We start from the raw sequence: 13852 nt of genomic DNA on the forward strand, positions 1-13852 counted from the left end.
CAGCGCTGCCAGCCTATTTGTCGCGCCCCGGAATCCAATTGGTGCCTGCAAGCGGCACGCCGGCCATCGCCGCCGCCTCGATCGTCAGGGCGACGAGATCCTCCGGCTCGAGATTGTGCAGATGGCTCTTGCCGCAGGCCCGCGCGATCGTCTGCGCCTCCAACGTCAGCACCGAGAGATAGTTGGCGAGCCGGCGGCCGGCCTTGACCGGATCGAGCCGCGCGGCAAGCGCGGAATCCTGGGTCGTGATCCCCGCGGGATCGAGACCTTCCTGCCAGTCATCATAGGCGCCGGCGGTGGTGCCGAGCTTCTGGTACTCGGCCTCCCATTGCGGATCATTGTCGCCGAGCGCAATCAGCGCCGCGGTGCCGATCGAGACCGCGTCGGCACCGAGCGCGAGCGCCTTGGCGACGTCGGCGCCGGTGCGGATGCCACCGGAGACGATCAGCTGCAGCTTGCGATGCAGTCCGAGATCCTGCAGCGCCTGCACGGCCGGCCGGATCGCAGCCAATGTCGGCAGACCGACATGTTCGATGAAGACGTCCTGGGTCGCCGCGGTGCCGCCCTGCATGCCGTCGAGCACGATGACATCGGCGCCGGACTTCGCCGCCAGCGCCGTGTCGTAATAGGGGCGGCTGGCGCCGACCTTGACGTAGATCGGCTTCTCCCAATCCGTGATCTCGCGCAACTCCTCGATCTTGATCTCGAGATCGTCAGGTCCGGTCCAGTCCGGGTGGCGGCAGGCCGAGCGCTGGTCGATGCCCTCGGGCAACGTGCGCATCTTGGCGACGCGCGGCGAGATCTTCTGCCCGAGCAGCATGCCGCCGCCGCCGGGCTTGGCGCCCTGCCCGATCACGATCTCGATCGCATCGGCCTTGCGCAGATCGTCGGGGTTCATGCCGTAGCGCGACGGCAGGTATTGATAGACAAGGATCGACGAGTGACCGCGCTCCTCCGGCGTCATGCCGCCGTCGCCCGTGGTGGTCGAGGTCCCGGCTGCGGAGGCGCCGCGCCCCAATGCCTCCTTGGCCGGTCCGGACAGTGAGCCGAAGCTCATGCCGGCGACGGTCACCGGGATCTTCAGCTTGATCGGCTTCTTCGCGAAGCGCGTGCCGAGCGTGACGTCGGTGCCGCATTTCTCGCGATAGCCCTCCAGCGGATAGCGCGAGATCGAGGCGCCGAGGAACAGGAGATCGTCGAAATGCGGTAGCGCGCGCTTGGCGCCGCCGCCGCGGATGTCGTAGATGCCGGTCGCCGCCGCCCGCTGGATCTCGGCGATCACGTTCGGGTTGAAGGTCGCGGAGAAACGCGGCGGGGTGCGATGCGGAGGCACGGACATCGTGATGGCCTCAATAGGCGTCGACATTGTCGATGTGGAAGTGATAGAGGCGCCGCGCCGAGCCGTAGAGCTTGAAGTCATCGGCGCGCGCCTCGACGCCGGCCCGCTTCAGCACAGCCGCGAGGATCGCGCGGTCTTCCTCCGTCATCGTCTTCTCGATGCAGTCGGCGCCCAGGCTGGCAACGCGGCCCCGCACGAACAATCGGGCCTCATAGATGGAATCGCCGAGCGCATCGCCGGCGTCGCCGAGCACGACCAGATTGCCGGCCTGGGCCATGAACGCACTCATCGGCCCGATCGAGCCTTTCACAACAATGTCGATGCCCTTCATCGAGATGCCACAGCGCGCCGAGGCATTGCCCTCGATCACCAGCAGCCCGCCGCAGCCGGTGGCGCCGGCCGATTGGCTGGCGTCGCCTTTGACGCGGACCTCGCCCGACATCATGTTCTCGCCGACGCCGACGCCGGCATTGCCTGCTATCACGACGGTGGCAGTCTTGTTCATGCCGGCACAATAGTAGCCGACGTGACCGTCGATCTCGACGGTGACGGGGGCATCGAGCCCGCAGGCGACCGCGTGCTTGCCTGAGGGATTGCTGACGATCCAATGCGTCTCGTTGGTGGTGGGCGACAGCGCATGAAGCGCAGCGTTCAGCTCGCGCAGCGGCGCTCTCGCAAGATCGAAACTCGGCATCAGCGCCGCTCCCAGGCATAGACCGTGGCCGGCTCGGGCTCGAAGATGTGCGCCTTGTCGACCCCGGGCAGGCCGGCGAGCGCGCGATATTCCGAGCCGAACGCGACGTAATCGTCGGTCTCGGCCATCACCGCAGGCTTGCAGGAGATCGGATCGCGCAGCACGGCGAAGCCGGTCTCGGTCCCGACCACGAAGGTGTAGAAGCCATCGAGATCGGACAGGCTGTCGGTCAGCGCCTGCTTCAGCGAGGCGCCCTCGCGGATCCGCCAGCTCAGATAGCCCGCCGCAACCTCGGTGTCGTTCTCGGTGGCGAAGCGCATGCCTTCCCGCTGCAGCATGCGCCGGACGCCATTATGGTTCGACAGCGAGCCATTGTGCACGAGGCATTGATCGAGCCCGGTCGAGAATGGATGCGCACCACGCGTCGTCACCGCCGATTCCGTCGCCATGCGGGTGTGGCCGATGCCATGGCTGCCGGCCATGCGCGGCAGGCCGAACCGCTGCGTCACCTGCTCGGGACGGCCAACCTCCTTGTAGAGCTCCATGCGCGCGCCGGCGCCGACGAAGCTGATGTCGTCACGAGCTTCGACGAAGGCGCGCGCCGCCTTCTCCTTGTCGAAGCAGATCGACAGCACGGCATGGGTGTCGTGCAGGGTCACCCCCGGTGGTTCATTGATCGCCTTGCCGAGCTCGGCGACGGCGCGCCGCAACACCTCCTCGTCGGCACCGGAGATGGTGAGTTTGACCCGGCCCTGCGTTCGATCGCCGTAGACCGCGAAGCCGGCGCTGTCGGGCCCGCGATCGCTCATGACGACAAGCATCTCGCTGAGCAACGCGCCAAGCTCCCGCTCCAACCGGGGAGCTTTCAGAAACAGCCCGACGATTCCGCACATGCGCCGCTCCGATCCACATCATTGTGGGACGGGCTGAGCGCCCCGTCCGACCGCCAGGATAGCCGAGCCGCAATTCTCGTCAAGAAACTTTTGTTCATTTCAGGAAAGTCATCGCGCGGGCCGGCAGGCGGGCTCGGCGCAGATCGAGAGAACCTGTAAATGGGCACTTGCACTGGCCGCAATGGCCGCTGCGGCGTATAGACGTCATAGGGTCAGCGCTGCGGCGGGACCGCCGAGAAGCAAGCGAGGTTTCCTGTGGCGAAAGGTGCCGCGAAGCATCCCAGGAAGGATAGCAAGACCGGGACGCCCCGCGCGGAGCCCGAGCTGCTGACAGGATCGCTCGCGCCGAAGGAGGCCACGCCAACCCTGGAGTCGGAGATCGGGGCCGAGGTGCGCCGCTTGCGCAAGGACCTCGATCTCACCGTGTCGGAACTGGGCGCGTCGGCGGGCATCTCGGCCGGCATGCTGTCCAAGATCGAGAACGGCTCGATCTCGCCGTCGCTGGCGACACTGTCGGCGCTCGCCAAGGCACTGAACGTGCCGATCGCGCGGCTGTTCCGCGAGAATGGCGAGGAGCGCGACTGCTCCTTCGTCAAGGCCGGCCAGGGCGTTCGCATCGAGCGCCGCGGCACCAAGGCCGGCCATCTCTACGATCTGCTCGGCCACTCGCTCGGCGGCGACGTGGTGGTCGAACCCTATCTGATCACGCTGAAGGGCGACGCCGTTCCCTACACGGATTTCCGCCACGCCGGCGTCGAGTTCATCTACATGCTGAGCGGAAAGGTGCGCTATCGCCATGCCGACCGGCTGTATCTGCTGGAGCCCGGCGACGCCCTGTTCTTCGACGCCGCAGCCCGTCACGGCCCCGAGGAGTTGATCAAGGCGCCGATGACCTATCTCTCGGTGATCATCTATCCCCGACGCGCCCGTTAGCGGCAGCACAGCGCGGTCGCGCCCTCGTCTTGGAGCTTCAATCGGTCAAGCGCCGACGCAAATGGGAGCTGCGCTTTGCGAGCCGTAGCGGCTCCGACCTTCTCTCAGATGTTGGCGGTGCGGAGCGCATTCGTGATCATCTCCGCCACCGATCCATCATGAGCGAAGCCCAGCGCCAACTCGGCGCCAACCTCCAGCAATGGAAAGCGGCCGAACACCGCCTCGATGCTGTCGTCAGGATCGAACGTCACGCGCACGGGTCGCTCAGCACCGTAGAGCTGCGCCAAGCCTGCCATCACCTCGGCGATCGAAAGCCGAAGAGCCGGCGACTGCAGAGTGCCGCAAACATCGATCTCGTCGGCGCGGATGAGATTGTCGGCTGCGACTTTGGCCGACAGCCACCAAGCGGTCGCGTCCGGCGACACCGGGCAGACAAAGCTCTCGTCCGCTGACACCGCATGCAGCAGTTCGCTCATGAAGGCGGAGCCGAAGCCGCTTACCGGTCGCGGCCGCGCGACAATGCCGGGCAGCCGCAGCGCGATACCTGACAGCTCTCCGCGCCTGGTGTGATCGGCGAGCGCGATCTCCACCATCCGCTTGTGCGCGCCATAGGTGATCAGAGGCCGCGCCTCCGTCTGCGCGCTGACCGGCGCCCCGGACAGCGCGCCATAGACGGCGATGCTGCTGGCGTAGACCACGCGCGGCCGGTTGCCATGCTGTGCCAGCAGTTGCAGGAGATCGAGCGACGCATCGAGATTGACGCGGCGGCCGAGCACAGGCTCGGCCTCGGCGCGGCCGCCGGGCACGCTGGCGAGATGGAACACGCGATCGAACGGCGCAGCACCGAGTCGCTCCAGCACGGCGCGGTCGTCGAGGCCGCCGCTGATCCAGGACAGACGCGCACCCGACACATCCGGCGGCGCCTCGGCGAGATCGAGTGCGGTGATGTCGGCCCCGTCCATCTCGGTCAGCAACCGATGCAGCAGCGCACGGCCAATGAAGCCCGCGGCGCCCGTAATCAGAATTCGCATCGCTCACTCCGGCCGATCGGTGCCAGCCGCACGAACCACGCGCTGCGCGATGCGCCCGAACGGACCTACCCGGCCATCGGCGAAGCAGGCCTGCATGGTCACCTCGTCACCGAAGCGCAGGAACGGCGTGCGCGCCTCGCCGCGTTCGATCATCTCGATCGCCCTGACCTCAGCCAGGCAGCTCGATCCGGCGGCGCGATCGGCATTCGACACCGTACCCGAGCCGATGATCGTGCCGGCCGTCAACCGCCGCCTCCGGGCGGCATGGGCAATCAGTTGCGCAAACGAGAACGCCATCTCGCGGCCCGAGGCCGCGCCGATCCGCTCGCCATTGCGGTGAACATGGAGGGCCATGTCGAGCCGGCCGTCGCCCCAGGCGTCGCCGACCTCGTCCGGGGGCACCGCGATCGGCGCGAAGCTCGTCGAGGGCTTCGCCTGCAGGAAGCCGAAGCCGGTGCGCACCTCGCGCGCGCCGACCGCGCGCAGGCTCCAATCATTGATCTGAACCAGCAGCCGAATCCGTTGCGCGGCCTGCTCTGCCGTCACGGCCATCGGCACATCATCGACGATGACGCCGAACTCGCCCTCGAAGTCGATGCCATCCGCCTCCGTCACGAAGGGCACGTCGGCCTGCGGCCCGAGGAAATCGTCGCTGGCGCCCTGGTACATCACCGGGATGGTGTCGAAGTCGGGGATCGGCGGCTTGTTGAAGGCGATATCCATCAGCCGTCCGTGATTGAGGAAGGCCGAGCCATCCAGCCATTGCGGCGCGCGCGGCAGCGGTGCGAGGCAGCGCGTGGGATCGAACGCCATCGCATCGGCGGCCGATCCATCCTCGAGGCTCTCAGCGAGCCGGCGCAACGCCGGCTCGACCTGCTGCCAGTTCCGCAGCGCCGTCAGCAGATCCGGCGCGATCGCGCTGGCGTCGACCGCGCGCGCCTGATCCTTGGAGACGATGACGAGGCCGCCATCGGGGCTGCCGTTGCGATAGGTTGCGAGTCTCATCAGCTGGCCTTGCCCGGGTTGGCTTCGGGACCGAACTTGCCGTCGACCAGGATGAACAGCATCCGGCACGGTCTGTCGCTGCGATTGGCCCAGGCGTGATTGGTGCCGCGCTGGATCACGACGTCGCCGGCCTTGAGGTCCGCCGTGCCCTTGTCGAGCACCAGCGTGATCTCGCCGGAGATGACGATGCCATAGTCGATGGTCTCGGTGCGGTGCATCAGCGGATGCGGCGACTCTGTCGTTACGGTCGAAGCATGGGGGTCACCGATCTGGCTGAAGGCGGCCTTCATCCGCGTCGCGCCGTTGCGCAGGAAATCCTCGGTGTCCGGCGGAATGTCGACGAAGCGGATGCGGCTGCCGTGCGTTGGCGGCGGCAGCCGCAACGGTCCGATCGTCGGATCAGGGCCATTGTCAATCGGCGCCGGCGTTGCCCGCGTGCTCCAGACCTCGTGGAAGAAGGTACCGGGGATAGCCGCCAACTCGGTGACGGTCGGCAATGCGCCGTCGGACGAGATCACGGCGGCCCCCTGCGGATCATGTCCGGTGACGACACGGCGGATTTGCGGAAGGGTCATGCAACAGGTCTCCTGATCAGGCGATTTCGAGAGAGGCGGCGGTCGCCGCGCCACGCGCGGCAAACACGCGTGAGAACATCACGGCGGCGATGGATGAGATGATGACGGCACCGAGCCCGAGCGCGGGATAGCCGAACAGCTGCACCAAGGTACCGCCGAGAATGGGGCCGATCGCGGCGCCGATCATCAGCATCGCCGGCGTGCCAGCAAGCGCCCGCGCCGTGGGGTCGAGGCGCGACAGCAGCCCGAACGCGAAGGTGTGGGTGAAGATCATCACCGCGGCAAAGATCGCGGTCGGAACGGCATAGGTGAGAAAGCCCGAGCCGAAGGTGATCGTCACGGCGATCAGCGCCTGACAGACCGGCCCGGCCAGCAGCACGTATCGGGCCGGCAGCCGCCGCTCCAGAACGGCGGCAAGCGGCGCCGGCAGCAGGTTGACGAAGCCGAGCGCAATCAGCACGCCGGTGACTGCCTCGGCACCGAAGCCGCGGTCAGCCCCGATGCGCTCGATGAAGCTGAACAGCATCGCCTGGGTCAGCGCCATGCAGCTGATGCCGGCAATGCCGAACCACACGGCGCGGGGAAGATGGCTGACCTCAGCGATGAGATCATCTTCGCTGCACACCACGCCCTTCGGAAAGGACAGCGCCGCCGCGACCGCCGCAACCGCCATCACGCCGGCGAACACCACGAACAGCGCGGCCCCGCCGAAGCGCGCCACGAGATTGGGCGTCATGCCGAGAAAGAGAATGGCGAACACGCCGAGCGCCATTCCGACGATGGCGAACAGCCGGTGCGGATTGGCACTGCGTGCGATCGTGCCGTGGGTGAAACTCAGCCCGCAGGCCGCCGTTGCGCCGGCCAGCGCGTGCAGCATCGCGAGCAGCGCAAAATCCGACGTCTGGCTGGCGGCCAGAAACACCAGCGCGGCCACAGCGTATCCCGCAGTTGCCGCCAGCCGGGTGTTCATCCGGTTGAAGCGCGGCGCAAAGACCAGACTGCTGAGCACGGCGCCCAGCAGGAACAGCGTAGCCAGCAGTCCGGCCTGCTGCGGGCTGAACCGGTACCGCTCGATCAGCGCCCCCACCCAGACGGGGAGCGCCACGAGATCAACCATCCCGGCGCAATGCGCGACCATCAGGGCGATGCGCCCACGCCAAGTCTCCGTCGTCACCGTCATTGCTTCCTCCCGCTGATGTTGTTGTTCGTTGATGGTGTTGCCGGCTCAGATCGGCTGCAGCAGCGCGATCGTGGAATCGCGCATGATCCTGGCGTGCTCCGCCTTGTCGCCATTCTCCATCTCGATGCGGCAGAGCCGCGCGGAGTTCTCGATCACCATGCGGCAGCGCTCCCAGCGCCGCGCATGGAAGCGGTCGAACGCCTCCTGCAAGGTCGCGGCGCGTGCGAGTTCCTCGGACAGCACGATGCCGCTCTCGATGCCGATGCCTGCGCCCGAGGCGAGATGCGGCGTGGTCGCCGCCACCGTATCGCCGATCAGGATGACGCGACCGCGATTCCACGGCGCCGGCACCAGCAGGTTGGCGAGCGGCCGATAATCGATCTGAGCATCCGGGGCTGACAGATGCGGACCCAGCGCCACCAGCACGGGATCGCCGAACGGCGCGAGCATGTCGGCAACCAGCTGCGGCCATGACGCGCGCTCAGCCTGCAGCTTCTCCGGCCGCGCCTCGGTGATGAACATGTACATGTGGCTCGGCGACACCGGGTTGACCCCGACCTTCACCGCTCCGCCAAGCCAGATCCGCGGACGCACGATCTCGGCGGGCCGCGGCAGCACGGCGCGCCAGACCACCTGCCCGATATATTGCGGCGGCTTGATCTCGGGAAACAGCAGCGCACGGGTCTTCGAATGGACGCCGTCGGCGGCCACGACGAGATCATAGCGGCCGGTCGTACCATCGGTGAAGGCGACCTCGACACCGCCGTCGTGCTGCGTGATCTGCGTGTAGGTGCATCCGACCCGGACGTGAACGCCGGCGGCACGCGTCGCATTGGCGAGGATGCGGCCGAGCTCGGGCCGCATGATGCCGCCGCCGCCGGGCACATCCGATCCAACGGCCTTCGGTGTCGGGATCTCGCCGATCCGATGGCCTGCCGGCGTGACCAGATCAACGCCATCCGCCGTGTAGCCGCGCCGCGCGAATTCCGCGAACACGCCGAGCGTCTCCAGCGCGCGCAAGGTCGGCCCGCTCACCGTGATGCCGGCGCCCTCCGGTCGCCAATTGGCATCGACCTCGACGAGATCGACGTCGATGCCGGCCTTGCGCATCTGAATCGATGCGGCCATGCCGGAAAAGCCGCCGCCGATCGTCAGCACCCTGCTCACCACTGCCATGGCGCCCTCCTCCCTCTGCAATCCGCCCTTGCGGGCGTGTTATGATGTCACGAACAGCTCGCCGTCGACGACGACCAGCTCGAGCCGGCTCAGCCGCTCACCGCGGCACGGCCCCTGCACGCATAGTCCCGTATCGGGCACGAACTCGGCGCCATGCGCGTGACAGACGATGCGCGTGCCCTCGGCGTTGAGATACGCATCCCTGCGCCAGGCCATCGGTGCGCCATCGACGTGCGGACAGGCGTTACGCCAGCCATGCAGCTGGCCCTGCCATCGCACGACGAACAGGCTGTCCTGGCCCTCATCGTCAGGATCGAAGCCGCGCGACTGCGATTCGCCGATCTCTTCGGCGCGACACAGCCGCAACAAGGCAGGCGATCCGGCCTCACGCGTAGTCGCCATTCTCGTGAATCCCCGGGCCCGGGTACCATTTCTTGCGCATCTTCAGCAGGAAGGCCTGCGAATTGTCCGCCGAGGCCGTCGCCTCGCGCGGTTGCCAGCTCGCATCATGCTGGTCCATGTCGGCATCCATCTCGATGTGGCAGCCGAACGGACTATTGAAGTACCAGAACCAGTTCGATCCCAGGATGTGACGGCCAGGGCCCCAGAATGCCTGATAGCCCTTCTCCACAAAGCGATAGCCGTTGCTGATCATCTCCGACGGGCCGCCGAAGTGGAACGTGAAGTGCTCGACGCCATGCATCTGCGGCGGCGCGCCGATCAGGAAATGGGTGTGGTGATCGAGCGAGCCGCCAGGCTGCAGGAACGGGCCGGTGCCGGTGAAGCGATCGGTGCAGCGGAAGCCGAGACGGTTGACGTAGAAGGCTTCCGCCTTCACCACGTCGGGCACGAAATAGACGACATGCGACAACGAGCGCGGACGGATCACGCTGCCCGGCGGCGGCACGCCGAGACTGTTGATCGGCCGGAACACGACGCCGCCCGGCGCATTCGAGATCTCGCCGGCCAGTACGAAGGGCTTCCGCGCGGTCAATTGGAAGCCGATCACGAAGCCGGAATCGTCGATCGATTCAATCGAGCCGTCGGCCAGCCGCCGCACCTCGCGATCACGCCGCAGCTCGGCCACGATCGCCCCCAGCGTCGCCTCGTCGGCCACGCCCATGACCGTCTTGCGCAGACGGCAGCCCGGCACGGGCGGCCGCGGCAGCGCCGGATCGTCCTGCCGCGCGATCACCACGGCCGTTCCGTCCATCGCCTCGAAGCGCCGCGCCGCCGCGATCGGAGACCCCGACCGGCGCAAGGCCGTAGTCGACGAGAAAACGCGACGCGCCGGCGACGTCGTCGACCGCGAATACCAAGCTTTCCAAACCAACGATCTTCATGATCAGCTCCCTCTCGCGAGATCTCAGGCGACGCGTCCGCCCAGCGTCTCCGCCACCCAGTCCGCGATGTAGTGGCCGGCATTGATGCTGTTGTCGAAGCTCGCATGCTGCGCGCCGCCCTCACGCTCCGTGAAGATCTTCAGCTCGCGCTTCGGCGAATTGACCAGTTGCTCATAGGTCCGTTCCGCCCAATGCAGCGGGATCTGCGAGTCCTTCTCGCCATGCGTCACCAGGAACGGCACCTTGATGCGGTCGAGAATGCCGTCGAGGTGAACCTGCTCGGCAATCCGCATGAAGTCGTCCTGATCCCGCGCGCCCCACACCCAGCGCACATGCGCCCAATAATGCGGAACCGGGAAATTACCCTCCTTCTGCAGCCGCTTCTTCTGCACGTCGCGCCAATCATGATTGGCGCCCCAGGCGACGCCGCAGGCGAAGCGCGGCTCGAAGGCCACCGCGCGCGGGCAGTAATAACCGCCGAGCGAAACGCCCTCCAGACCGATGCGCTTCGGGTCGACGTCGCTGCGGGCCTCCAGCCAGTCGACGACGCGGGACGCCCAGTGCTCGCAGTCATAACGCGCGGTGAGCCCCTGCAGCCGCAGCGCTTCGCCCGATCCGGGCTGATCGATCACCAGCGACGACACGCCGCGTTTGGCGAGCCAGGCCGGCAGGCCGACGCGGTATTTCATCTCCTTGGTGGAATCCAGCCCGTTGACCTGCACCAGCAGCGGTGCCGGCCCCTCGACCCCCGCCGCACGAACCAGGAGACCGGAGATATGAGATCCTTCATAGGGAATCTCGACGCGCTCGCAGTTCTCTTGCGCCAGCGCGATTCCCTTGGCGAAAAGATCGAGACATTTGCGGTATAGCGCCAGACGTCCCGGCGCATCATGGGCCTGAAGACGCTCGCAGGTGATCAGATAGCTCGCTGCGCGGCCATATTTCTCGCCGGCGGACGACAGCCGCCCCTTCGCCTCGTCCTCGGCGGCGAGCGCACTGAGCTTGTCGGCCATCCGGGCCCAGGTCTCGCGGAAGGCCTGGGTACCGCTGGCATCGGGCTGCCGCGCAGCCTCCTGCAGCGGCGCGCACATCTCCTCGATCTCACCGATCCGGGCGCCCATCTCGATCGCCAGATCGACCGAGAGATTCCAGACATAGTTGGTCGGAAAATACTTGAACATCATTGCACTTTCGACGCGCCGTCCGCCGCGCGTCCCCTCACGTTTCTTCCCTGGGTCGTGAATAGCCTCGTTTGACCATTCCGAAAAATTGATTATCAAGATCCACCGCATTGATCTCTTGAATACCTCGCGCGGGGCCGCCGATGCGCTTCAACAACAAGTTCGATCTCAATCTGCTGGTAGCGCTGGACCATCTCCTGCACCTGCGCAGCGTCAGCGGCGCCGCCGCGCGCATGAACATGACGCAGTCGGCGATGAGCAACGCCTTGCTGCGGCTGCGCACCTATTTCGACGACGAGCTGCTGGTGAAGATCGGCCGCAAGATGGAGCTGACGCCGCGGGCGGAGGCCCTGAAGGACTCGATCCGGGACCTTCTGGTACGGGTCGATTGGGCCATCGCTTCGTCTGCCCAGTTCGATCCGGCTCAATCCGACCGCTGCTTCAAGATCCTGGCATCGGACTACACGCTGGTAACGCTGATCCCGCGGCTGTTGGCCCGCAGCGAGGCGCTTGCGCCTGGAATCCGCTTCGACTTCATACAACAGGTGCAGCGGCCGGAGCGCGCGCTTGAGCGCGGCGATGTCGACCTGCTGATCATCCCGGAAGAATTCAGCTCCAAGCTGCACCCATCCGAGGTGATCTTCGAGGACGATTTCTGCGTCATCGCATGGAGCAAGGGAAAGTATGGCAAGGGCAAGCTGTCACGACAGGATTTCGCGAGGGCGTCCCACGTCGTGATGCGGCCAGCGATCGCGGCGCAATCGCTCGAAACCTATTACCTGGAGCAGCGCAACGCGAGCCGCAGCGAGGACGTGTCGGTCTACGCCTTCACGGCGATCCCGCATCTCGTCGCCGGAACGAACCGGCTCGCCACCGTGCACCGGCGGCTCGCCATCGCCGCGCAGCGCAGCCTGCCGATCCGCATCATCGAGCTGCCGATTGCGCTGCCAGTGCTGCGGCAGCGCGTGCAGTGGCACCGCTATCGCTCCAACGATGCCGGCCTGCTGTGGCTGCGCGAGCTGATGCAGGAGGTCGTGACCGAGCTGCCCTGATCGCTGCCCGCCCTGCTCGTGGGACGGCCGGCGCAGGACGCCGGCCGTGTGTGCGATGGAAGGTCGGGCCGTGCCGATCAGCGCTTGACCGGCCCGGCTCCCGCCGGCGGCGCGGGCACCCAGATCGGGAAAGCCAGATTGGCCCAGACCGTATCACCGCGGCTGCCATTCTCGACGTAGAACGTGTGCTGGTAGTTCACGTTGATCTGAAACGGCCCCGCATTATAGGTCAGCGACGGGCCGGCGTTGAGCGAGCGCAACCGGTTGCCATCCTGCACCCCGGCGAAATTGAAGGCTTTGACGCCGTTGATCTTGTCGTCCTGATACTGTTGCGTATAGCCACCGACGACGCCGAGCTTCCAGGCGCCGATATTGTAGCCCGCGTTGAAGTCGACCACCAGCGCATCACCGCTGCGATACTGCTGGGACAATTGCGTGAAGGAATTGACCGAGTCGGTATTGGTGCCGTTGAGCAGCAGACGCGGCGAAACGGCGAACTCGAAGCCCTTCGGATCGGCATAGCGATAGGCGAGGACCGGCGAGATGGTCGTATAGTTGGTGCCGACGTTGAGAGGCTGTCGCGCCGAATAGGTGCCGGTGTTCGGCATGATGTCGAGCCCGAACGTGACGGTCTGAACGGGCGACAGCGCCCAGCTCAGGATGATCGGCGAGAAGGTGATGTTGCCAAGACCGTTGGCCTGGAACGAGCCGCCGGGATTGGTGTTTTCGAGGTGAACGAAAGGCACTACGAGCTGCGAATAGACATGAGCACCGAAGAAGTCGCCAGGATAGCTGGCGAGAAAGCGCATCGTTTCCGATACAGCGGACAGCTTGAAGTTGATCGGCAGCTTGTTGCCCTGTCCGTCATACAGGCCGCTGGCGCTGGTGTAGCTGGTCTGGCTGATTGCGAACAGGCCGGGGATCGGCGGAAACGACGCGATAAATACCCCGGGCGAGCCCGCGGGATAGTTCGTGGCGGCATTCTCGGCCGCCCATGCGCCCTGGATCATTGCAGCCAGCAGCAACGCTACGGAAGCGGACCGCTTCAGTCCTCTCGTCATCATTCCCCCCTTGGCGGCGCGTCTTCTACGAAACGAGCTTGCCCCGACCGGCCGATGCGACGCGCTGGCGCCCAACCGACCGCGCCATTGATGGGCGATCCCCGATCATTCGTAAAATTGATCGTTTTGATTTGAGATATTCACAAACTCCATGTGAACGCTTCGGCCCGCTTGACGTTGGGCTTCTGTCGTTGTTCGGGATGGCGGAGACAGCCAGCATCTCTCCCGGAATCGAAGTAATCAGCAACTGACGATGCCATTCGACGACCATCTCTTGGTGTCGCATCTCGGCAAGCGAACAGGCATCGTTCACAGCGCTTGCCCCAACGAACGAGGCCTCTGAAGTCACCCTCAGAGGCCTCGTGTCCATGCAACCTGTGGCGGTGTTA

At 66.0% G+C, this 13852-nt stretch carries 13 protein-coding genes and 1 pseudogene; 2 read left to right on the plus strand and 12 right to left on the minus strand.

Annotation, left to right across the window (positions count from 1 at the left end):
- Window positions 1–13: 13 nt before the first annotated feature.
- The 3 genes from ACVIJ6_RS02745 to ACVIJ6_RS02755 are packed head-to-tail and all read right to left on the minus strand — an operon-like array spanning window position 14 to window position 2926.
- Window positions 14–1339, minus strand: coding sequence for an FMN-binding glutamate synthase family protein (locus ACVIJ6_RS02745; protein WP_456771384.1), 1326 nt, complete (start codon window positions 1337–1339; stop codon window positions 14–16).
- A gap of 10 nt (window positions 1340–1349) precedes the next feature.
- Window positions 1350–2033: a GltB/FmdC/FwdC-like GXGXG domain-containing protein gene (locus ACVIJ6_RS02750; protein ID WP_456771385.1), complete on the minus strand. Its 684-nt coding sequence runs from the start codon at window positions 2031–2033 to the stop codon at window positions 1350–1352.
- Window positions 2033–2926, minus strand: coding sequence for a class II glutamine amidotransferase (locus ACVIJ6_RS02755; protein ID WP_456771386.1), 894 nt, complete (start codon window positions 2924–2926; stop codon window positions 2033–2035). Before ACVIJ6_RS02755 ends, ACVIJ6_RS02750 begins: the two co-directional genes overlap by 1 nt.
- A gap of 255 nt (window positions 2927–3181) precedes the next feature.
- Here ACVIJ6_RS02755 and ACVIJ6_RS02760 point away from each other — a divergent pair, with 255 nt between their 5' ends.
- Window positions 3182–3859, plus strand: coding sequence for a helix-turn-helix domain-containing protein (locus ACVIJ6_RS02760; protein ID WP_456771387.1), 678 nt, complete (start codon window positions 3182–3184; stop codon window positions 3857–3859).
- Window positions 3860–3963: 104 nt separating this feature from the next.
- On the opposite strand, the gene ACVIJ6_RS02765 is transcribed toward ACVIJ6_RS02760, so the two are convergent.
- The 8 genes and pseudogenes from ACVIJ6_RS02765 to ACVIJ6_RS02800 form a co-directional block, all read right to left on the minus strand.
- The gene (locus tag ACVIJ6_RS02765; RefSeq protein WP_456771388.1) at window positions 3964–4890 is read right to left on the minus strand and encodes an NAD-dependent epimerase/dehydratase family protein; all 927 of its coding nucleotides are present in this window, start codon (window positions 4888–4890) and stop codon (window positions 3964–3966) included.
- A 3-nt stretch (window positions 4891–4893) separates the two neighbouring features.
- Window positions 4894–5895 carry a fumarylacetoacetate hydrolase family protein gene (locus tag ACVIJ6_RS02770; RefSeq protein WP_456771389.1) on the minus strand — a complete coding sequence of 334 codons (1002 nt, stop codon included), beginning with the start codon at window positions 5893–5895 and terminating at the stop codon, window positions 4894–4896.
- Window positions 5895–6470, minus strand: coding sequence for a cupin domain-containing protein (locus ACVIJ6_RS02775; RefSeq protein ID WP_456771390.1), 576 nt, complete (start codon window positions 6468–6470; stop codon window positions 5895–5897). The genes ACVIJ6_RS02770 and ACVIJ6_RS02775 overlap by 1 nt, the downstream gene beginning before the upstream one ends.
- A gap of 16 nt (window positions 6471–6486) precedes the next feature.
- Window positions 6487–7644 carry an MFS transporter gene (locus tag ACVIJ6_RS02780; protein WP_456776880.1) on the minus strand — a complete coding sequence of 386 codons (1158 nt, stop codon included), beginning with the start codon at window positions 7642–7644 and terminating at the stop codon, window positions 6487–6489.
- 51 nt (window positions 7645–7695) lie between these two features.
- Window positions 7696–8826, minus strand: a complete 1131-nt coding sequence (locus ACVIJ6_RS02785; RefSeq protein ID WP_456771391.1) for an FAD-dependent oxidoreductase — start codon at window positions 8824–8826, stop codon at window positions 7696–7698.
- A 39-nt stretch (window positions 8827–8865) separates the two neighbouring features.
- Entirely contained in the window at window positions 8866–9228 is a 363-nt protein-coding gene (locus tag ACVIJ6_RS02790) for a Rieske (2Fe-2S) protein (protein ID WP_456771392.1), read from the minus strand.
- A pseudogene (locus ACVIJ6_RS02795) lies at window positions 9212–10169 on the minus strand (VOC family protein). Before ACVIJ6_RS02795 ends, ACVIJ6_RS02790 begins: the two are co-directional and overlap by 17 nt.
- A gap of 23 nt (window positions 10170–10192) precedes the next feature.
- The gene (locus tag ACVIJ6_RS02800) at window positions 10193–11350 is read right to left on the minus strand and encodes an alpha/beta hydrolase family protein (protein WP_456776881.1); all 1158 of its coding nucleotides are present in this window, start codon (window positions 11348–11350) and stop codon (window positions 10193–10195) included.
- A gap of 143 nt (window positions 11351–11493) precedes the next feature.
- Here ACVIJ6_RS02800 and ACVIJ6_RS02805 point away from each other — a divergent pair, with 143 nt between their 5' ends.
- Entirely contained in the window at window positions 11494–12402 is a 909-nt protein-coding gene (locus tag ACVIJ6_RS02805) for a LysR family transcriptional regulator (RefSeq protein WP_456771393.1), read from the plus strand.
- Window positions 12403–12479: 77 nt separating this feature from the next.
- Here ACVIJ6_RS02805 and ACVIJ6_RS02810 read toward each other — a convergent pair whose 3' ends face one another.
- Window positions 12480–13463: a SphA family protein gene (locus ACVIJ6_RS02810; protein ID WP_456771394.1), complete on the minus strand. Its 984-nt coding sequence runs from the start codon at window positions 13461–13463 to the stop codon at window positions 12480–12482.
- Window positions 13464–13852 lie beyond the last annotated feature (389 nt).

It is taken from the genome of Bradyrhizobium sp. USDA 4369, assembly GCF_054056435.1.